We start from the raw sequence: 19,307 nt of genomic DNA, 5'->3' as shown, positions 1-19,307 counted from the left end.
GCGATCGCCCGGCGATCGCTCCTCTTTGGGGTTACTGTTGAAAAAATCGTGCCAACCTTAACGATTGCTGCCCGTACTAAAGACGCGGGGCGTATTCACCGCCGCCCGGAACGATTCGACGGACTCATTAAAATCAATCGGCAACACCGACACCACATTCTCGTGGGGACGGGGAATAATCACCCAGGATTCCAACACCCCACCGTAGGCATTTTCCACCGCTGCGATCCCGGCATCCATGGCGGCCTTCACTTCCGAAACATCGCCCCGAATATTAACGGTAAACCGAGCACTTCCCACCCGGATATAGCCCACGAGGGTTACTCGTCCGGCTTTCACCATGGCATCTGCTGCGGCCAATACCCCTGGAAACCCCTTTGTTTCTAATGATCCAACTGCCTCTGGCATTCTTGACTCCTGTGATTTATGGATAACTGAAAATGGTTAAAACGCTGAACAGTGCAAGGCCACAATGCTGTACCGCCGCTCCATTGTCTCATCGGAATGGTTCGACTGCTTCAGAATAGTCAATGGGTAAAATCGACACGACGTTTTCCGGCGGGTTCGGCACGATGTAATGGGTCAGTACCTCACCGCCGTAGACATTCTCCGCTGCTGCAATGCCAGCAGGATGAGCGGTTTTGACTTCAGAAACTGGGCCGCGAATGGCGACGACAAATCGACCACTTTCGGCTTTATCACACCAGACCACGGTGACTCTGGCTGCTTTGACCATGGCATCGGCTGCGGCCAAAATGGCAGGAAAGCCCAGGGTTTCAATGACACCAACAGCTTCTGGCATTGCTAAATAAAAAGTAAATGTAATGATTTGTCGATACGTTCTTCACTTTACCTTAATCTGGGGGCGATTTTGAGGGAATTTGCCCCTCAGGATCGAGCCGGGTCAAACTGTTCCAGGAGTTGAATAAAATGATTCAAATGTTCTAATGTTTGCTGTTGACGGAGGGCGATCGCTGCCTCCGTGCGGGCCGACTTTAAAAACATCAATTGGGTCTCTAATAACCGGATCAGGCGGTGCAGTTCCGTCACAATCGACCGCGATTGAGGGTCGAGGCGTTCCAGATCGAGGCACAAAATTGTAGTCTGGTATACTTGTTTGATCACCACGAAGCGTGTTTGTGCCATCGAGACACTTTGCTCCGGCAGAGTTAAAAACTTTCTTAAATCTAGTAAGGGTTTTGCGATCGCTGCATATTGTTCACAATTAAGAGGAGACGGCATAATGGAAGTACCTTAAAGACCATGACATTTTGTAACGCAAGATGAGGCGGCATCTCCCGTACCGCCCCCCATCCTGACAGCAACCATCCATTCCGATTGCCTGTCTCGTCGTTATTATTTTTCACCGCATCGGCTGCATCGTCTTGCCGCATCTACCCTCGTCAACCCCACCGACTGGATCGACCCCAATCGAACCAACCGGCACTATTCACCATTACCGAGTGTATCGTGTTATGAATCCCCCCCTCCTTGCCCATCCCAGAGATTCAGCCACACTGCCATCATCAGGACAGCTACCCACCGATATTACTCTACCCGATTGGCTGAGTACTTGTTTACTGTCCTATGGCCATCAAGCCAGTGATGACACCGCGCTAATCTGTCACGCCTTTAACTTCGCCTACGCCCTCCACGAGGGACAATACCGCAAATCTGGCGAACCGTATATTGCCCACCCGGTAGCAGTCGCCGGTTTGCTGCGGGATCTCGGTGGTGACAGTGCGATGATTGCCGCTGGCTTTTTGCATGATGTGGTGGAAGATACCGACGTGACCCCTGACATCATTGAAGAGCAATTTGGGGCCGAAGTGCGGCAACTGGTCGAAGGCGTGACGAAGCTTTCGAGTTTCAACTTTTCGAGCAAAACCGAACGCCAAGCCGAGAACTTTCGGCGCATGTTTCTGGCGATGGCGAAGGATATTCGCGTGATCATCGTCAAGCTGGCGGATCGTCTCCACAATATGCGCACCCTCGAACATCTCAAACCCGAAAAACAGCAGCGCATCGCCCAAGAAACCCGCGACATCTTCGCCCCCCTCGCCAACCGCTTGGGGATTGGGCGGCTGAAATGGGAACTCGAAGATCTCTGTTTTAAATATCTCGAACCCGATGCCTACCGGAATATTCAGGATCTGGTGGCGGAACGGCGGATCGATCGTGAAGCACGGATCGAAAATGTTGTGGAAGGGGTGCGCCAACGCTTAACCGAGTTAGGGATTGCGATCGTGGAGCTTCAGGGTAGACCGAAACACCTCTACGGCATCTATAAAAAGATGGAGCGGCAGCATAAAGCGTTCACCGAAATTTATGACATTGCCGCTGTCCGGATTATTACTGAAACGAAAGACGGGTGTTATCGGGCGCTCTCGGTGGTGCATGATCTGTATCGTCCGATTCCGGGCCGGTTTAAAGACTACATTGGCTTGCCGAAGCCCAACCGCTACCAATCGCTCCATACTTCGGTGGTGGGGGCGACGGGGCGACCGTTGGAGGTGCAAATTCGGACGCTCGAAATGCACCATATTGCGGAATATGGGATCGCGGCCCATTGGAAATATAAGGAATCTGGCGGCAGTACGGCGCAGTTGTCGTCCGATGATGAAAAATTCACCTGGTTGCGGCAGTTGCTCGAATGGCAGAACGATCTCAATGATGCGCAGGAATATGTTGAGAATCTGAAGTCGAATTTGTTTGAGGATGATGTCTATGTGTTCACGCCTCAGGGGGATGTGGTGTCCTTGGCGCGGGGGGCGACGGCGGTGGATTTTGCCTATCGGATTCATACGGAGGTGGGCAACCACATGAAGGGGGCGCGGGTGAATAGCCGCTGGTCGGTGCTGGATACGCCGTTGCAGAATGGCGATATTGTCGAGATTATTACGTCGAAAAATAGTCGGCCCAGTTTGGATTGGCTGAATTTCGTTGTGACTCCCAGTGCGCGGAATCGGATTCGCCAATGGTATAAGCGATCGCACCGGGATGAAAATATTCTCCGGGGTCGGGACTTGCTCGAAAAGGAAATGGGCAAGAGCAGTCTTGATGCGCTGTTGAAGTCGGAACCGATGCAGGCGGTGGCCGAACGCTGTAACTATCAAGGGGTCGAGGATCTGTTAGCGGCCTTGGGCTATGGCGAGGTGACGCTGAATCTGGTGGTGAACCGGATTCGCGACGCGGTGAAGGCCCAACAACCGATCGAAGCGGAAGCGGCGACGATTACCACGGTGGAAATTTCGTCATCTCGGCCGCCGATCGCACCTGGGGAAGGGAAACGGCTAGAGCCGATCGCAGGCGTGGAAGGGTTGCTCCATCACATCGCGGGCTGCTGCCATCCGATTCCGGGGGAGTCAATTATTGGGGTGGTGACGCGGACGCGGGGGATTTCGATCCATCGCCAAGGTTGCCCGAATGTGGAGGGGGTGGAGGGCGATCGCATCATTCCCGTTAGTTGGAATACTTTTGCGGTGCAGAGTCGCCGCCCCACCTACCGCGTCAATATCCAAGTGGAAGTCTTGGATCGGGTGGGGATTATGCGGGATATTTTGGCGAAGTTGAGTGACCACAATATCAACGTTTGTCAGGCGGAAGTGGTGACCCAAGCTTCTAAACCGGCGTTGATTAATTTGGGCTTAGAAATTTGCGATCGCCCCCAACTGGATCACAGTTTCAACCGCATCCGCCAGATGAGCGATGTCCTCAATCTGCGGCGTTTGTCGAGTCTGAATCCAGAGAGTTAATTTGCCCTCATCCCCGGCCCTTCTCCCACGGGGCGAAGGGAGACAACGCCCTCATCCCCGGCCCTTCTCCCCCAGGAGAAGGGAGACAACGCCCTCATCCCCGGCCCTTCTCCCACGGGGCGAAGGGAGACAACGCCCTCATCCCCGGCCCTTCTCCCACGGGGCGAAGGGAGCGAAAAGCCCTCTCCTGCGGGAGAGGGTTGGGTGAGGGGTCTACCCCAATCCTGAATGTTCCTCTCCGACTCTCTTCCCTATGTCTGAACGTCAAATTACAATTTCGCCTTCAACCCTGCTGACCACCATTACAGCAGGGTTACTGCTGGTGCTGTTGTGGCAGTTGCGTTGGTTGGTGGTGGTGATGATGATTGCGATCGTCATTGCTTCGACCCTAGCCCCGGCCATTGCCCGCGCTGAACGGCTCAAGATGCCCCGCTGGTTAGCGGTGATCTTGACCTACTTGGCCCTCATTGGCGGCTTGGTGTTGGCGGGGTTAATCATTGGCCCGACGGTGGCCGAACAAATTGAACGCTTGGTGCGCAAACTGCCGAACTACCTCGATGTCTTAGAAGCCCTCGTGCGCGATCGCGCCCTCACCCTCGGCCTCAGTGATCCGATGGTGGTGGAGCAAATCAATCAACTGTTTGACATCCAAGCCGTCACCTCTTGGGGGTTCCGCACCTCCCAAGAACTGCTGATCCGCTCCTACAGCCTGACGCGGGGTTTCATCGGCGGCACGTTAAGCCTCATTTTGGCGTTGCTCCTGTCGGGCTATCTTCTGGCTGGTTCCCAAAAGTTGATTGATGGTTTTGTTTCTCTCTTCCCCGCTCCGTGGGATCACCGCATCGCCGCCCAATTCTCCCCGGTCAGTCACCGGATGGGCAGCTATATCCAAGGGCGGATACTGGTTTCGTCGATCTTGGGGGTGGCGATTAGTGTGGCGTTGCGGTTGATGGGCTTGGCGGAAGTGTCCTTGGGTCTGGGGGTGATTGCCGGATTTACGAATTTAATCCCGTTTTTTGGCCCGGTGTTGGGGGCGATTCCGGCGTTGCTGGTGGCGATCGCTCAAGGGGGTTGGCTCTTTCTCTGGGTCTTGCTGCTGTTTTTAATCGTGCAAAATGTGGAAACCTATGTGCTCGATCCGCTTTTGGTGGGGAATTCGGTGCGGGTGTTGCCGATTTTTCAACTGTTGGCGGTGTTGGGGGGGACGCAGGTGCTCGGCATTGTCGGGGCGCTGATTGTGCCACCCTGGATCGCGGGGGCGGGGGTGGTGTTAGAAAATCTCTATCTCAACCCAAAAGCGGCTGAACTCGAATATCGAACCACCTCAGAACCCGTCACATTACTGACCTCAGATTCCCCTGATCCTCATTAAAATAAAGGGTGTGGCGTTGTAGAGGATTTTGATTCAATGCGGATTCAATCGTTGGGTTTAGTGATTATGGTGGCGGCATTGGGAGCGATCGCCTCTCCCCTGGCCCAAGCGGAACCGAATTTCCGCCTCGATACGGTTTCGACGCTTGCGGAAATCCCCCCCCTGGGCCAGGCGGATCGCTATCTCCCGGAAAATGCCGTGACGCGCCTAGAGTTGCGTCTCGGTGAGCGGCGGGTCTATGTGTTGCGGGGCGATGAGACGATCGCGAGCTATCCGGTGGCGATCGGTACGTCTGCGACTCCCACGCCGACGGGGACGTTTGAGGTGTTTCAACGGGTGGAAAATCCGGTGTGGCAAAATCCCTGGACGGGCCAGGTGATGCCACCGGGGCCCAATTCGGCGCTGGGGTTACGGTGGATTGGGTTTGCGGAAATGTCGAACGGAATTATCGGGTTCCACGGTACGCCGACGATCAATTCTATCGGTAAGGCGGCCTCGAATGGCTGTGTGCGGATGTTCAACCATGATGTGGTGGCGATGTTCGAGCAGGTGGAAATCGGCACAACGGTGACGGTGATTCCCTAGGTATTAGGGGCGCAAGCGTTGCGCCCCTACGGATTCGGGGTAGGGGCGCAATGTTTGCGCCCAATTTTTTGATGCCTGTGGGGTTAGTTGGTTTGGGGGCGATCGTCTAAACGGTTCCGATCCGCATCTACGCCGGGTTGTAACATTTGCTGCACATCTCGGCTCGGCTGGTAGCTATACCCTTGGGGAACCGCTTGCATTGAATCATCCATAATATTTGGCGTAACTAACACAATCACCTCGCGCCGTTCATTGGTGCGGCTGGTGCTGCGGAACAATGATCCGATAATTGGTAAATCTCCCAAAATCGGGACTTTTTGAGCATTGACCCGGTCTTGGTCTTGAATAATCCCGGATAAGATCAGCGTTTGACCATCCCGCATCCGAATTAGACCAGAACCCAGTTGGCGAGTATTGAGCAGGGCAATCTGATTTGTCCCATCACCCGTATTAATGTTTTGAGTATTTCCAATGGAGGTCACTTCTGGAGCTAGAGATAGTGAAATAAAGCCATTATCATCAATACGACTAACATTAACCGCAAGCTTTAAGCCAACTTCTCCTTTTTCTGTAGTGGTTGTGACAGTAACCAAACCATCGCTAACATCACGCTCAACATTGACATCAGTAACTACTTCTTGTGTCAGTGTTACTTCTGCTGTTTGCCCTTCTTGAATGACAAGAGTTGGGTCAGTTAAAATTTTAGCGTTGTTGTTTTGGATTGAGGCTTGTAACTGTGCCAAGAACTCATTCACCACTCTAAAGCTTCGAGAGCCAACTGTTCCGATTGTGGTTGAGCCAACGGTGTCGCTGGTAATATCTGTAATCGCAGGCGATATTTCACCTGATCCTTCAAGTCCAGGAATTACATTGAAATCGTCGGTTCCAAAATTGATAATGCCAATCCCATTTTGATTAATAATGCCGGCATCTTCAATACCAAAGGAAAAGCTTGTTCCAAATCGGCCAATATTCTGTAGGTTAACATCAATAATCTTGACATTAACGACAACTTGACGCAGCCGAGCATCTAGTTGCTGAACGATTTGACTTGCTAATGCAACTTTCTCTGCTGATCCACTAACCGTGATCGTGTTCATCCGTTCATCCGATGATACAGCTACTCTTCGCAGTGGAAGACTAGCCGTATTATCTAGTGTTGGTCTGATGCTTGAAATAGCAGGAGAGTCGAAAACCACTTCAAGTAAACGTCCTGTTTCAGGATCTCGGATTTCGCGCCGTGTTTGTGTCACAAGCTGTACTTCAGCACCTTGAGTAGCAAGGTAGTTTGCGACAGCTTCAGCAGTTGCTTGGTTTAGGCGATAAGTTCGGCTGATATAGTCTTTTGCACCTTCAGGTAAACGTGATCCAACAAAGATGGTTTGACCACGTCGTTGAGCTTCGAGTCCTGCAACCTGCAAAACATAGTTAAATGCATTTTGGATAGATTCACCTTCAAGATCTAGTGAAACCGTATTACTTGCAACACTGCTAGCTGCATTTGCACCATCACCAGATGCGTTAGTGAAAATTAAGTTTAACCCCGCCGATCGCGCCAACAAACTTAAAACTGTATCCGCCTGCGCCTCTTCCATCCGTAGGGAAATCGGTTGCGTTGTACCGAGATCTACATAGTTGGGTTGGACGCTCATACTGGCTACGGCAATATCCCCCACCGGAGGCGCAACCGCACGCGGTAAAAAGGGCGGAGCCGGGGCCACCGGTTGAGCCGGAGAAGCAGGCAACGCCGGGCGGCCACCGTCGATCGTGATTTCAGGATTGGGAACCAAAACATCCGAGCGCGGCGTGCTTTGGGCGAAAAGATTGGGGTCAATTTCAAACAGCGGCGACTGTTCCGGAGAAGCTGGAGCCGCCACCGGGGCCGCCGTCGTTGTGGGGTTCGGGGCCGTAGGAGTCGGGGGGGGCAACACCCGGATATCCACCGCATCCTCATCATCCGGTTGTTGCGTCGTCGTGGGGCGCGGCAGCGTTGGCACAGTGGCGGGGCGTTGGGCCGCAGCGCGGGATGTGGCATTGCTCGCCGTCGTGAACCCCAGCACCACCTGATCCGCTTGGCGTTGGAGCACTTGGCCGATAGGCGTGTCGTCCGTTCCCGTCACAATCACCCGCACCGTATCCGTCCCGCTGGGGACGAGTTCCACCGACGCAATACCGGGGATCGGGTTTTCGGTGCGGAAGCCGGCCCGGTTGCCGTTGATATTGATCTCAGTATTGAGGAGTTCCGCGATTAACTGATTGCCTTGGTTGACCGTCAGGATCTGGGGGCGATCGCGCCCCGTCGTCGTCCGTAACACGAGTTGAAACTCCGACTCGCCCCGCTGTAAGCGCACATCGACAATCTGCACCTCCGCTGCGATCGCAGGTTGAGACACGATCGCCGTTAGTGCGATCGCCCCCAACACATTCAGTGACGTTTGATAAGCTCTCACAACTTTAAAACTCCTCAAGATCAACAGACAGAAACAACAACGTAACCAAAATCAATCCAATCCCACAGCCACACCATTCCACACTCCACCCAACTCTATACCAGTTCTCCCCCTATGGCGGCGGCGCGTTCGGATCGACCGGCGGCGCATTGGGATCGACCGGCGGCGCGTTCGGGTCTACCGGTGCGTTCGGGTCTACCGGTGGTGTTAATAATGTCGCCAACTCCTCCTCACTGACGGGATAGAGCACCTCCAAATCCATTCGCGTCGTTAACAGTGCCTCCCCCGTCGTCGTGATATTCCCCCCACTCAATAGCCGCTCCTCCTGAGTCGTCACCTCCGACGAAATATTATCCACCGCCACCAACGTTTGCAGCCGCTCAATATCCCGCAAAATCGTCATCGTCTCACTAAAACCCGCCTCAAAACTAATGCTAATATTCTGCGACTTCAGCAGACTATCCACCGCCGGCCCCCACGACCCATCCGTGACCGGCATGGGCGGGCCTTCGGGGGGTGAAAACTCCAATAATCGACCCCGGCTTTTCTCCACCTGCTGACTCACGGTGTACAGCAACGTTTCCGTCGCCTCCTCCCCCGCAAACAGACTCAGCACCTCCCGCTGATTCGATCGCGCCACCTGGAGTTCCGCTGTTAATTCGATAATCCGGGCTTGGGCCTGCTCCAGCGCCAACTTTTCCGTGCGCTTCGTATCCACACTGGCCCGCAACTCCTGCAAACCCGTCCAGGCCGGAAAAATTAGCAGATACCCAATCGCCGCCGCCCCCGCCAGCCCCAAAAATCCCAACAGGCCGCCGCCCACCGTCGGGGTAAACTCAACACCAAACGCCGACGGATAGGGAGACTGTTCCCCCTGATCCTGTTCGTCCATCAAATCATCAACAAAGGTCATGGCTGAATAATTCCCTTCTCTTGCAATGCTTCTAAACGCACCACCGAACCTAGATTTTTCTTGTTTTTGAGTTGTGCGATTAATTCAGTGCTCGATAGCGTCGTCAGGTCGCGCAGTTGGCCCTGAATCCGATACTGCACCACCTGCGGCAACTCAATCGTTACGCCCCCGCCTCCACCCTCACCTTCCGCCGCCACATCCACCGAGTTCGGGTCTGCCACAAGCTGCGCACTCATGATCTGCACCGTCGGCCCATCAAAAAACGCCGATCGCTGCAAACTGATACTAAAAACATTCACCGCCTCGTAGGAATCAGCATAGCCTTCCAGGGCCACCATTGGCATCGGTAAAGCAGGCGCGATCGCCGCCGCCGGATCAGCCAGATCGGCAGCGGCCGCATCCGCCACCGGCGTAGCCGATTGAGTAGGCGGCGGAGCGCCCCCCTCGGCAGAGTCAAGGACGCTAAACGAACGGATTTGCAGCCCACTCGGAATCCGGGCCCGCAGATCCTCAATCACCGCCGACCAGGGCAGAATCCGCGCAAACACCTGCGCCAAGCCGTTAGTTTGCTGCTGGGCAACATTAATATCAGACTCAAGCTCTTGAATCCGTTGGTTTTGGGCTTGGAGGGCTTGGATCTGACTGTTGATCACATTCAATTCATTATTGGCCTGTTGGGTTTGCCAATAGAGGAAGCCATAGCCGCCCCCCGCCGCCGCCAGCAACAACACCGCCACACCGCCGCCAATGAAAATCGGCATCAACTCCTGCGCCGAGTATTTGTGAGCCGGTTTCTTCGCTTGGGCGGCGGCACTGGCCCCAGAAACGATAACGCGATCGTCGAGAAAATTAACGTCTAAACTGTACATCTCAAACCTCCCGTAACCCTAAGCCCAACGCAACGCCCAGCCCCGGCCGCATCGCATCGGAAAACTCTTCATCCGTCTCCAACGATAACGCAGCCACCGGATCAATTTGTTCCGTCGGCAAACTGAGCCGATTCGTAAAAAACTCATCCAACTGACCAATGCCCCCACCCGGGCCCGCTAACAACAACTGCGCCACCTCATAATCCATACTCTGATTCAAATAAAAATCAATCGATCGCCGCAACTCATCGGTCAACTCCCCCAACACCCGCAACAACGCCGCCATCCCCGGATTAATCCCCGTCGCCCCCGTCCGCAACCCATCCACCGGCGTATTCGGAATCGTCATGCCCTGGAGCATCTCCGTATCCCGCTTCGTCGGCAAATTCATCGCCCGCGACAGGGCATTTTGCAACTGAAACGTCCCAATCGGAACCGTCCGCGAAAACTGCGGCACACCGTCCACAATAATCGCGATCTCCGTACTCTCAAACTCAATATCCACCAAGACCACCGCCTCTTGGGGGCCAAACGCCCGCAACTGCTCCCGAATCGTGCGGATCAGCGCAAAACTGTTGATTTCCAAAACATCAATCTCCAGTTCCGCCTGCTCAAAGGTCTCCAGATACATATCCGTCACCTCGCGCCGCGTCGCCACCAACAACACCTGCACCTTTTCGATCCCATCTTCATCCTCGAAAAAGCCCAGTTTTTGATAATCCAAATCCACCTCTTCGCGGGGATAGGGCAGATACAACCCGGCTTCATGGTTGAGCACCATGTCTTTCAGTTCCTGGTCATCGAGTTCCGACGGAATCGGAATCAACCGAATAATCGCCTCCCGCATCGGGACAGCCGTGGCAATTTTCTTCGCCTTAATATTGTTTTTGTCGAGGGTCTCGCGAATCAACTCCGCCAAGGCCGGAGTGTCGAGAATGCGCCCCTCTTCAATAATGCCCTCTGGCACTTCTTCCGTGATAAAGGTGGTTAACTTGTAGGTTTGTCCCTGCTTGCGGAGTTGAACGATATTAATTCGCTCAGCGGCAATTTCTAGACCAATACCTTGCCCTTTTTTGGCAAATAAGTTCTTGACGGAATCAAACATGGGGGTTTTTTATCCAGGGGGATTGGCAGAGGAGGGTGAGTCCTGAGGTTAATACTTAGTTTAGATGCTACCCAAATTTAACCCAGGATGTTCAGACTGGAAAGAATTTTCAGCAGCGAAGAGAATTAAGGTGAAGCCAGAAGCGGGTAGGGTATAGTGGAATCTCGAAAATCTGTTTTCTTTTGACTCCCTATGCTTCAACGCTCCTCGCCGGTTCGGATTCTCTGCTTTGCCTTGATTGGGCTGTGTTTGAGTTGGTTGACGAGTTGTGGTGCTCAGGCCCCCCAAGAGGATGCCCTAGAATTTTGGACCATGCAACTCAAACCCGAATTCACCGAATATGTGACGGGGGTGATCGACACCTTTGAGGCGGACAATCCTGAAAATCCGGTGCGTTGGGAAGATGTGCCCTGGAACGCGATGGAAACGAAGATTTTAACGGCGGTGTCGGCTCAGACGGCCCCGGATGTGGTGAATTTAAACCCGAAGTTTGCCTCGCAGTTGGCGACGCGCAATGCTTGGTTGGATTTGAATGGGGCGGTGACTCCGGACGATCGCAGCGTGTATTTGCCGAAGATTTGGGAGGCGGGAATGCTGGGGGAGGAGAGTTTTGGCGTGCCGTGGTATTTGACGACGCAAATCACGGTGTATAACCAGGAGCTTTTGGCGGCGGCGGGGATTGAGGAACCGCCGGCCACCTATGCAGAGTTGGCGACGGTCGCCCAGGCGGTGAAGGAGAAGACGGGAAAATATGCGTTTTTTGTCACCTTTGTGCCGGAGGATTCGGGGGAAGTGCTGGAATCTTTTGTGAAGATGGGGGTGACGTTGGTGGATGAGGCGGGCCAGGCGGCGTTTGATACCCCAGCGGGGCGGGCGGCGTTTCAATATTGGGTGGATCTCTATGCGCAGGACTTGTTGCCGCCGGAGGTGCTGACCCAGGGCCATCGCTATGCGATCGATCTTTATCAGGCGGGGGAGACGGCTGTATTGGCCACATCGGCGCAGTTTTTAGGGGCGATTGAAACCAATGCGCCGGCGGTGGCGAAGGTGTCGGCGGCGGCTCCGCAAATCACGGGGGAGACGGGGAAAAAGAATGTGGCGGTGATGAATTTGGTGATCCCCCGGACTAGCGATCGCCCGGAAGCGGCGGTGCAGTTTGCCTTGTTTGTCACCAATAGCGACAATCAATTGGCCTTTGCTCAGGCGGCGAAGGTGCTGCCTTCGACCCAGGAGGCGTTGCAGCAATACATTGCCTTTTTAAAAGGGAAACCCGACCCTACCCCTGTAGAAATAGCGGTGACGGTGGGCGCAGAACAGTTGGCCGATGCAGAGGTGCTAATTCCACCGATGGAGAAGCTGAATCTGTTGCAGAAGGCGATCTACGAAAACCTCCAGGGGGCGATGTTGGGACAAAAAACCGTTGAGGCGGCGGTGCAGGATGCGGCGGCGCAGTTTAACGCAGGATGAGGCGATCGCACCCAGGAGAGACCCGATGACTGAGGCGCGATCGCTCCGAATTCTCATCCTGTTGCATATGCCGTTGCAGCGGGATTTTGGCGGTTCGCGGGTGCAGTTGGAACTCGCGGAACTGTGGCGCAGTTGGGGCCATACCGTGGAGGTGTTCGACCTCAACGCGGCCTTTCCCAACCTGTCCCATTCCCTTTGGGCAACCCTGACGCGGCCTCATTTTTCCCAAAAAGCGCGGCAATATGTGCGGCAACAGGGCGATCGCTTTGATGTGATTGATGCGCATCAAGGCAATTTACCCTTTACCAAACGGGAGTTGGGCATCACGGGGCTGCTGGTGGCGCGATCGGTGGGGATGTATCCCCTTTACCATGCCTTTGAACATCAACGGGGACGGCAGGGGCCTAAGCCGCGTTCCTGGCAGGGGTGGATCGTGCGGTGGTTGTTGGCCTGGCGCGATCGCCATGAGGTGCGCCGCTGTTTGACCAGTTTTCGCCAGGCGGATCTGATCAATCTCCCCAATCCTGCCGAGCAATACTACCTGGAGCAGACCTTGCACCTGGGGCAAAAATGCCGGGTGTTTCCCTTCGGCCTATCGGCGGTGCGGCGGCAGGCCTTGGGGACGGTGTTGCGTGATCCTGCCCAGCGATTAGGGCGGCCGGTGGTGACCTTAATCGGTACGTGGTGCGATCGCAAAGGCTCCCAAGATTGGGGGACGATTATCCGGCAGGTTCATGCGACGCGGCCCGAGGTGCGGTTTCGGTTGTTGGGGACGCGATCGCCCCGTTCCGTGGTGTTGCGCGATTTGGCGCTGTCCGATGGCGATTGGTTGGAGGTGATCCCTAATTACGATAGTGAAGCCCTACCCGACCTCCTCGCCACGACCACCGTTGGGGCGTTTCCCAGCTATATCGAAGGGTTTGGGTTTGCGGTGTTGGAAAAATTGGCGGCGGGAATTCCCACGGTGGCCTACGATATTCCGGGGCCGCAAACGATGCTGAATCCCGTTGATCCGGCGCTCCTTGTGCCCGTGGGGGATGCGATCGCCCTTGCCGCCCAACTCCTCGCCATCCTCAACCTCGCTCCAGATGACTACTGCACCCTCGCCCACCGTTGCCACACCGTCGCGGCAGACTTTGCCTGGGAACGGATCGCCGCCGATACCCTTACCGCCTACCGTGCCGCCCTTGCTGCCTTGAACCCTTAACCCGATGTTATCCCTCAGTATTGCCCTCCTAACCCGGAATCGCCCCGCCAGCCTTGAACGCTGTGTCGCCTCGGTGCGATCGCAGTCCGTCCAACCCGATGAAATTGTGATTTCCGATGATTCCGAGGGGAGCGATCGCGCTGCCGTGCAGGCGATCGCCCAACGCTGGGACTGTCGCTACATCCCCGGCCCTCAGCGCGGTCTCTACGCCAACCGCAACCACACCGCCCTCGCCTGTACCAGTACTCACATCCGCACCATGGACGATGATCACTGTCTCCCGCCGGGCCACCTCGAACAATGTTGGCAGGCGATCCGCAGTGATCCCGATGCGATTTGGACGACGGGAGAACGGAGCTATGTGGACGGCGAATTTTATTACCACAGCGATCGCGCCAATCAACTCTGTCCGTCCGGGGTGGGGATGCGGATCACAAACCCCGATGACAATTGGGGCATTGCTGACGGTTCGACGATCTACCCGCGCACCGTGTTTGATCGCGGCCTACGGATGGTGGACGATTTCAACAGCTACGGCGAAAGCTTCCTCGAATTTGGCGCGTACCTCTACCGTCACGGTTTCAAAAGTCGCTGTATCCCCAACGCCTATGTGGAACATTACGCCGATCGCCTCACGATTACCCGCCGTCTCCGGGGGATGTATACCAGCCGCCTCTACGCCAGCATCGCCTTTAACCGCTATTTTTGCCCCCATCGCCGCCGCCTCCTCCGCTATTGCCTCACCTACAGCCGCCACCTTGCCCCCCATTGGGCCGAACTCCCCCACATTTGGAACCGAGTGCGCGATCGCTGGCAGTCCCTCCCCCCGGTTCACCCCCAGCTCCAATGTTAAATTGAACCTATCTCCGTTGTTGCGCCGCCCATGACCCCGCCTCCTCCTCAATTTGGCCCTGCTGCGGTTTACTTTCCCCACCTCGTTCCTGTCACCGGGGGCGTTGCCGCTGCGATCTTGGTGAGCCATTGGCACAGCCACGCCACCCCAAACCCTTGGTTTGTGCCGGATTTTGACTCGATTCAAAGGGTCACGGGTTTGAATCGTGACGACTATCAACAGGCCTGCCGTCAGTTACAGCAGCGCGGCATCCTCACCGAACGCCTCCGCCCTGACCAGCAGCGCGAAGTTCAACTCAATCTCACGCCCATCCTCACCGCCTTAACGGCTCTGGGCGATCTAACTCCAGGGGCGATCGCACCTTCGACCGATGACCCTTTTTTTTCATCCCCCAGCCGCCCCGCGCCCCCCGTTGCCCCGCCGTATCAATTTTCCGGCCCCTGGCAATCTCAACAGGAACTCGCCGCCTTTCAAAAAGCCCTGTTCGACCATTTTGTGATCCGGGGCGATCGCAACCCTGAACGCAGTCAATTTTGGGTGATCGACGGCATCACCAAAGGGATGTGGTCACCGTTTTGGGAGGAATTCAGCCAGGGCCAACCCCTCGGATCAAGCCAGCAGATCCAACGGGATTGGGAAATTCAGCCCGGCGTGGCCTATCCCGCCTTTGAAGAGGAACGGGTGCAATATTACTGTCAAAAAGGCGAACCCATTGAAGCCGCCGTGGCCCGGGCCCGGGCAGATCTGCGCAATCCCACCTTGGCCCAGGATCTCTGGGATGGGTTTTTGCGCAAATGCGATCGCCTCGCCCGTGAAGCCCTCCAAGCCCAGCAGCGCGGCGTTGCCACTCCTTATCTACCGCCCGCATTCAGCGATCGCGCCCCGATCACCAAAACCGACGTGATGGCCAAACTCAGCCAACTCCAAACCCCGACCGCCCTTCCCAACGCTTCCACGCCCGACCCTGAACCCGTCCCCGCCCAAGCTCCCCGCCTCGACCTCCTCCAAAAAGCCTACCGCACCAAACTCGGCCACAATCTGATCAAGCGTCAAATTGAGCAACACCCAGAATGGGGATATGCGATCGTTGAGGATCAAATCGTTGATCTTTACCCGTTTTAGAAACTAGATGCTCTCCAAGGGCGGGCAATGCCCACCGGTCTAGCACTTCACTGCTTCAAACTGTCCTCGCCGAATGTATAGCACTAGCCAGGGCAGTTAGGACATTTAGAGACTCTGGAACAAGGGGCTTAAGCCCCTTGCCTGTCTTAACAAATTTGTCCACTGCTATAACCGTCGAGCGATGGCGATTCCCGATGATTGATGTACAGGGGTGTGTACATCCCTATGCTTCAGCGTTTCCGGAGGCGGATGGGAGAGCGGCCAGGTTCAGAGTTGATCCATTTGGCGGCGCAGTTCTTCGAGTTCCGCATCAATGGGAGCCGCTGTCGGGCTTGCCTTCGGGGTGTCCGAGGGGGGGAGTGCGCCTTGATCGGGTGCAGCACCGCTCAATTGAGCTTTCATGGCGGACAATTCTGCATCCACATCGCTGCCACTTTCGAGGGCGGCGAATTGGCTTTCTAGATCCGCCCCGCCTAGCTCAAAACTGGCTTGCGATCGCGCCTCCATTTCAAGCACCTTATCTTCCATGCGCTCAAACGCCGCCATGGAACTGCCCGTATTCATCGAACTCACCGCACTTTGCAGTTGCTCGTTAGCCTTAGCCGCTTGTACCCGTGCCTTGAGCATATCTTTCTTGGTTTTGGCCTCAGAAATTTTACTTTCGAGGGCAATCAAGTTCCGTTTCAAGGTCTGGACTTGATTGACTTGAATATCCAATTGCTGTTTAAGCTGGGCCGCTGTATCGCCACTCCCTTTTTTGCGCTGGAGGGCTTCACGGGCGAGGCCCTCATCCCCTTTGGATAGGGCTAATTGGGCCCGCTGTTGCCAACTGTTGGCATCAGTTTGATTTTTGTGATATTGCTGCTCGGTACGTTTTTGGGCAGCGATCGCTTTCGCCACAGCCTGCCGCAGTTGTACCAAGTCCTCCTGCATATCGAGGATCGCTTGTTCTAGAATTTTCTCCGGATCTTCCGCCTTACTAACCACATCGTTGAGGTTAGCGCGGACAACTCGCCCAATGCGATCAAAAAGTCCCATGGTCGTTCTCTATAAATCTTGGCGTGTACACAAACAATGGATCAGCACGGAATTCAGCACTGAGGCAATCTACCGTGATCCCGTTGAGAAGCGTTACTCATGTTCTAGTCTAGCCTCTGACACGAGGGTCGGTAACTATTCAGATGAGATGCGATCGCCTCTTCCATCCCTACGGGACTCGATCGGAACATTCCATTCACCTTCTATTGATTTTTGTAACGGAGTCTAACGGAAAGGGGCGATGATGCCGAAAATTAATGGGAAAGCTGTTTACCATGAGGATTCATTTCATGCCGATTTCAGATACTCAAGTTTACATCGCCCTCGTGATCGCGTTAATTCCTGGCATTCTCGCGTTCCGCCTCTCCACCGAATTGTACAAATAACACCAGCCATTAAACGACAGGGGGGCTGAAGTACATCAACTTCAGCCCCCCTTGTTTTGGCCGATGGGCTGCCATTGCTCCCCGATCATCCTCAAAGCCGTGGTCTCGTTCCCAATCCACCGGAAAACCATCAGCAAACCGCTCCCATTTCATGCCCAGTTATCGCCCGCATTGCGATCCGTTGAGTTCCTAAATCAATGCAAATGTATTCATTAAGCCCATGGGCAGCAAAAATGTTTTCACGCCTAGTGCAGCGTCAAGACTTACGATTCGGATTGTCTTGAATGTCCAACGCTCAACGTGACGGTGCGTTACGCTTCGCTAACAGCACCCTACAAACATCCTAATTCTTGGCATTGACGCTGCACTAGGTTGGCTGTTTTGTCATGAATTGATCCCCCTGGCTGATCGAGTCAGGGTCAATTTTTCCTGGTTTTTTTCCCATCGTTGCTGCCGTTTTGCGGGCGAGAACCGGAGTCTAAACTAATGACTTGCCGGGAAGATCAACCTCTGCCGAAAACAGTCGAATACTGGTAAGATTTTGGCTTCAGGGTTAGTATGAGATTCAAATTCATCATTTTGCTTGAATGGTGGGATCTTTGCCGCGATGATAGGACATTTGCCATGAGCGCACTTCGTAAACCGATTGAATTTCCGACATCCCGGTCGGTCACGCCGCTGCCGGGTCGCCGTGTTGTGCCGATGCAACGTCGTAGCACCCGCCGTCGTCCGTCCCGCCAATACCGAGGGGTGACGACGGAAACCCTGCTGAAAGTCATCGTGAATGGTGTACTTTCCGCAGCGGCGATCGCAACGCTCGGCAATCTCTTTCCCTACTATTGGAGTCAACAGGCAAAGCTCCAGGAAATCCGCCACCAAGTTCAGGCCACCGAGCAAGAAGTCGCAGAATTGCAAAAGAATTTTAACCGCAGCTTTGACCCCACCCAAGCCGGTAGCGTCATGCAAGAACAAAGCGGTCGTTTAGCCCCCAATCAGCGGCGAGTGGTGTTAACTAACGAGAACCCCTAATAACCCGGATCTGGATTTGGATCGCTTCACCGGGTTGCCTGCACGGCATGGGTTGGGGATTTAGGGCGGGGGTGGGGTGCGATCGCGCCCCGACGGTAACATTCGCGTTTGATCCGTAATCCGGGCGCGGGGTTTAGAGCGGCGGGCGGGCTGACGAAAGGTTTTCCACGCCGCCTTCAGGCCAACGAGAACCGTGCGCGTGCCATGGTGGGCGCGGCGGACTTGTTGGCGCACCGTCGTCAAACTCGTGTCCACCTGTTGCGCCACTTGGGCGGCACGGGCAACCCCATCGTTGAGTTCATCGGTTAATTCCGTGATTTCTAACCCCGTTAACCGAATCGCTTCGAGGGTGGGGGGAAATTCGCGGCAGAGGGTATCAAACAGTTTTTCTGCACTGCGCGAGGCTCGCGACAGATCCCGGAAGGCGGGCAAGGCTGCCATCAACACAGCCGTAAGACTGACCGCCACCAACAGTAAGGACAATCCTAACCAAAACAGAGGGTCAATCACGTTCAAGCCCACCGCCTACAAAGGGTCTACAACAGAAGAAGAAGACTCCGATTGAGGAGCATCAGAATCGTGGAGGGCTTGGTTTTGGGCTTGGCTGGCTTCGATTCCCGCCGCGATCGCCTCCCGTAACCGTGCCAAAGTGCCATCCCAACGTTTCAGGGCCGATTCAGACAGCCGATCCGCTTGCAATTGCACCGTGCTCGACAAGTCTTCGGCTAATTCTGGGAGGGCTTCGGCTGATTTTTTCAGAATTTGCCGGGTTTCTCGTCCAGGCCGAGGCGCAGCCAACAGCCCCACCATGGTCCCCACGGTGCTACCCAACAAAATCCCCCCTAAAAATGCCCCAGTTTTTTTTGCCATGCCAAGTGTAAATGTGCGTCCGTCTCTATATTGTAGGCAGATTTGCGACCCCTCGCTTGCCTATCGCCCGCCGTAGGGGTTGCCCTGCCATAGTTTATCGAAAATTTTGGGTTTAAAATCCCGTCCTTCCAGGACGGCTTTATATTTTATCTTAAATGTGCAAAGAAGACTCCCACTATAAAGCGAGTCCGAGTAGAGTTACCGAAGGTAACGGCGGACGTGCCTTTTAGTGGCGAGATGAATTTGCACCAACAAACAAACCGAGCGACAGCGAGTCCTTAATTTT

20 protein-coding genes are annotated in these 19,307 nt (G+C 54.9%); 9 read left to right on the top strand and 11 right to left on the bottom strand.

What is annotated here, in order from left to right; genetic code table 11:
- Positions 1-57 precede the first annotated feature (57 nt).
- The 4 genes from PN477_RS03865 to PN477_RS03850 all read right to left on the bottom strand — a co-directional run bounded on the left by PN477_RS03865 (position 58) and on the right by PN477_RS03850 (position 1,394).
- Positions 58-408 (bottom strand): carbon dioxide-concentrating mechanism protein CcmK, encoded by a 351-nt coding sequence (locus PN477_RS03865; protein ID WP_072619932.1) that lies wholly within the window; start codon positions 406-408, stop codon positions 58-60.
- Between the two features lie 88 nt (positions 409-496).
- Positions 497-802 carry a BMC domain-containing protein gene (locus PN477_RS03860; protein ID WP_272116233.1) on the bottom strand — a complete coding sequence of 102 codons (306 nt, stop codon included), beginning with the start codon at positions 800-802 and terminating at the stop codon, positions 497-499.
- A gap of 86 nt (positions 803-888) precedes the next feature.
- Positions 889-1,242 carry a heterocyst frequency control protein PatD gene (patD, locus tag PN477_RS03855; protein ID WP_272116231.1) on the bottom strand — a complete coding sequence of 118 codons (354 nt, stop codon included), beginning with the start codon at positions 1,240-1,242 and terminating at the stop codon, positions 889-891.
- The gene (locus tag PN477_RS03850) at positions 1,188-1,394 is read right to left on the bottom strand and encodes a hypothetical protein (protein ID WP_272146999.1); all 207 of its coding nucleotides are present in this window, start codon (positions 1,392-1,394) and stop codon (positions 1,188-1,190) included. The genes patD and PN477_RS03850 overlap by 55 nt, the downstream gene beginning before the upstream one ends.
- An 81-nt stretch (positions 1,395-1,475) precedes the next feature.
- Here PN477_RS03850 and PN477_RS03845 point away from each other — a divergent pair, with 81 nt between their 5' ends.
- The 3 genes from PN477_RS03845 (at position 1,476) to PN477_RS03835 (ending at position 5,712) form a co-directional block, all read left to right on the top strand.
- The gene (locus PN477_RS03845; protein ID WP_272116229.1) at positions 1,476-3,755 is read left to right on the top strand and encodes a RelA/SpoT family protein; all 2,280 of its coding nucleotides are present in this window, start codon (positions 1,476-1,478) and stop codon (positions 3,753-3,755) included.
- A gap of 253 nt (positions 3,756-4,008) precedes the next feature.
- Positions 4,009-5,127, top strand: coding sequence for an AI-2E family transporter (locus PN477_RS03840; protein ID WP_272116227.1), 1,119 nt, complete (start codon positions 4,009-4,011; stop codon positions 5,125-5,127).
- A gap of 36 nt (positions 5,128-5,163) precedes the next feature.
- Positions 5,164-5,712 carry a L,D-transpeptidase gene (locus tag PN477_RS03835; RefSeq protein ID WP_272116224.1) on the top strand — a complete coding sequence of 183 codons (549 nt, stop codon included), beginning with the start codon at positions 5,164-5,166 and terminating at the stop codon, positions 5,710-5,712.
- 83 nt (positions 5,713-5,795) lie between these two features.
- On the opposite strand, the gene PN477_RS03830 is transcribed toward PN477_RS03835, so the two are convergent.
- From PN477_RS03830 to pilM, 4 genes are all read right to left on the bottom strand, one after another.
- The gene (locus tag PN477_RS03830) at positions 5,796-8,162 is read right to left on the bottom strand and encodes a type IV pilus secretin family protein (RefSeq protein WP_272116222.1); all 2,367 of its coding nucleotides are present in this window, start codon (positions 8,160-8,162) and stop codon (positions 5,796-5,798) included.
- Positions 8,163-8,274: 112 nt separating this feature from the next.
- Entirely contained in the window at positions 8,275-9,075 is an 801-nt protein-coding gene (locus PN477_RS03825) for a hypothetical protein (protein ID WP_272116220.1), read from the bottom strand.
- Positions 9,072-9,944: a PilN domain-containing protein gene (locus PN477_RS03820; RefSeq protein WP_272116218.1), complete on the bottom strand. Its 873-nt coding sequence runs from the start codon at positions 9,942-9,944 to the stop codon at positions 9,072-9,074. The genes PN477_RS03825 and PN477_RS03820 overlap by 4 nt, the downstream gene beginning before the upstream one ends.
- A gap of 1 nt (position 9,945) precedes the next feature.
- A complete protein-coding gene (pilM, locus tag PN477_RS03815; protein WP_072619924.1) occupies positions 9,946-11,049 on the bottom strand; it encodes a type IV pilus assembly protein PilM in 1,104 nt (367 codons plus the stop codon).
- Positions 11,050-11,241: 192 nt separating this feature from the next.
- On the opposite strand from pilM, the gene PN477_RS03810 reads away from it, so the two are divergent.
- The 4 genes from PN477_RS03810 to PN477_RS03795 are packed head-to-tail and all read left to right on the top strand — an operon-like array spanning position 11,242 to position 15,698.
- The gene (locus PN477_RS03810; RefSeq protein ID WP_272116215.1) at positions 11,242-12,516 is read left to right on the top strand and encodes an ABC transporter substrate-binding protein; all 1,275 of its coding nucleotides are present in this window, start codon (positions 11,242-11,244) and stop codon (positions 12,514-12,516) included.
- Complete coding sequence (locus tag PN477_RS03805; protein ID WP_272116212.1) at positions 12,488-13,723, top strand: glycosyltransferase family 4 protein; 1,236 nt, start codon at positions 12,488-12,490, stop codon at positions 13,721-13,723. Before PN477_RS03810 ends, PN477_RS03805 begins: the two co-directional genes overlap by 29 nt.
- Before the next feature lie 4 nt (positions 13,724-13,727).
- Positions 13,728-14,576 carry a glycosyltransferase family 2 protein gene (locus PN477_RS03800; protein ID WP_272116210.1) on the top strand — a complete coding sequence of 283 codons (849 nt, stop codon included), beginning with the start codon at positions 13,728-13,730 and terminating at the stop codon, positions 14,574-14,576.
- A 30-nt stretch (positions 14,577-14,606) separates the two neighbouring features.
- Complete coding sequence (locus PN477_RS03795) at positions 14,607-15,698, top strand: hypothetical protein (protein ID WP_272116209.1); 1,092 nt, start codon at positions 14,607-14,609, stop codon at positions 15,696-15,698.
- 267 nt (positions 15,699-15,965) lie between these two features.
- Here PN477_RS03795 and PN477_RS03790 read toward each other — a convergent pair whose 3' ends face one another.
- Entirely contained in the window at positions 15,966-16,736 is a 771-nt protein-coding gene (locus PN477_RS03790; RefSeq protein ID WP_272116207.1) for a PspA/IM30 family protein, read from the bottom strand.
- 290 nt (positions 16,737-17,026) lie between these two features.
- Here PN477_RS03790 and psaM point away from each other — a divergent pair, with 290 nt between their 5' ends.
- On the top strand, positions 17,027-17,122 hold the full coding sequence (gene psaM, locus PN477_RS03785) for a photosystem I reaction center subunit XII (protein ID WP_072619915.1): 96 nt from the start codon (positions 17,027-17,029) through the stop codon (positions 17,120-17,122).
- A gap of 624 nt (positions 17,123-17,746) precedes the next feature.
- Entirely contained in the window at positions 17,747-18,151 is a 405-nt protein-coding gene (locus PN477_RS03780) for a slr1601 family putative cell division protein (protein WP_272116203.1), read from the top strand.
- Positions 18,152-18,211: 60 nt separating this feature from the next.
- Here the strand turns inward: PN477_RS03780 and PN477_RS03775 are convergent, their stop codons facing one another.
- Together PN477_RS03775 and PN477_RS03770 are read right to left on the bottom strand one after the other, a co-directional pair.
- Entirely contained in the window at positions 18,212-18,661 is a 450-nt protein-coding gene (locus tag PN477_RS03775) for a DUF948 domain-containing protein (RefSeq protein ID WP_272116201.1), read from the bottom strand.
- Positions 18,662-18,676: 15 nt separating this feature from the next.
- Positions 18,677-19,021, bottom strand: a complete 345-nt coding sequence (locus PN477_RS03770) for a YtxH domain-containing protein (protein WP_272116199.1) — start codon at positions 19,019-19,021, stop codon at positions 18,677-18,679.
- Positions 19,022-19,307 lie beyond the last annotated feature (286 nt).

The organism is Spirulina subsalsa CS-330, from assembly GCF_028330765.1.
Taxonomy (GTDB): Bacteria; Cyanobacteriota; Cyanobacteriia; order Cyanobacteriales; family Spirulinaceae; genus Spirulina; species Spirulina subsalsa_A.
Note: the sequence above shows the minus strand (reverse complement) of the source record. Positions and strands in the feature narration are given on the sequence as shown.

Coding starts and splice junctions, on each gene's coding strand:
- PN477_RS03865 (WP_072619932.1), bottom strand. CDS start 408: ATGCCAGAGGCAGTTGGATCATTAGAAACAAAGGGGTTTCCAGGGGTA.
- PN477_RS03860 (WP_272116233.1), bottom strand. CDS start 802: ATGCCAGAAGCTGTTGGTGTCATTGAAACCCTGGGCTTTCCTGCCATT.
- patD (WP_272116231.1), bottom strand. CDS start 1,242: ATGCCGTCTCCTCTTAATTGTGAACAATATGCAGCGATCGCAAAACCC.
- PN477_RS03850 (WP_272146999.1), bottom strand. CDS start 1,394: ATGCGGCAAGACGATGCAGCCGATGCGGTGAAAAATAATAACGACGAG.
- PN477_RS03845 (WP_272116229.1), top strand. CDS start 1,476: ATGAATCCCCCCCTCCTTGCCCATCCCAGAGATTCAGCCACACTGCCA.
- PN477_RS03840 (WP_272116227.1), top strand. CDS start 4,009: ATGTCTGAACGTCAAATTACAATTTCGCCTTCAACCCTGCTGACCACC.
- PN477_RS03835 (WP_272116224.1), top strand. CDS start 5,164: ATGCGGATTCAATCGTTGGGTTTAGTGATTATGGTGGCGGCATTGGGA.
- PN477_RS03825 (WP_272116220.1), bottom strand. CDS start 9,075: ATGACCTTTGTTGATGATTTGATGGACGAACAGGATCAGGGGGAACAG.
- PN477_RS03820 (WP_272116218.1), bottom strand. CDS start 9,944: ATGTACAGTTTAGACGTTAATTTTCTCGACGATCGCGTTATCGTTTCT.
- pilM (WP_072619924.1), bottom strand. CDS start 11,049: ATGTTTGATTCCGTCAAGAACTTATTTGCCAAAAAAGGGCAAGGTATT.
- PN477_RS03810 (WP_272116215.1), top strand. CDS start 11,242: ATGCTTCAACGCTCCTCGCCGGTTCGGATTCTCTGCTTTGCCTTGATT.
- PN477_RS03805 (WP_272116212.1), top strand. CDS start 12,488: ATGCGGCGGCGCAGTTTAACGCAGGATGAGGCGATCGCACCCAGGAGA.
- PN477_RS03800 (WP_272116210.1), top strand. CDS start 13,728: ATGTTATCCCTCAGTATTGCCCTCCTAACCCGGAATCGCCCCGCCAGC.
- PN477_RS03795 (WP_272116209.1), top strand. CDS start 14,607: ATGACCCCGCCTCCTCCTCAATTTGGCCCTGCTGCGGTTTACTTTCCC.
- PN477_RS03790 (WP_272116207.1), bottom strand. CDS start 16,736: ATGGGACTTTTTGATCGCATTGGGCGAGTTGTCCGCGCTAACCTCAAC.
- psaM (WP_072619915.1), top strand. CDS start 17,027: ATGCCGATTTCAGATACTCAAGTTTACATCGCCCTCGTGATCGCGTTA.
- PN477_RS03780 (WP_272116203.1), top strand. CDS start 17,747: ATGAGCGCACTTCGTAAACCGATTGAATTTCCGACATCCCGGTCGGTC.
- PN477_RS03770 (WP_272116199.1), bottom strand. CDS start 19,021: ATGGCAAAAAAAACTGGGGCATTTTTAGGGGGGATTTTGTTGGGTAGC.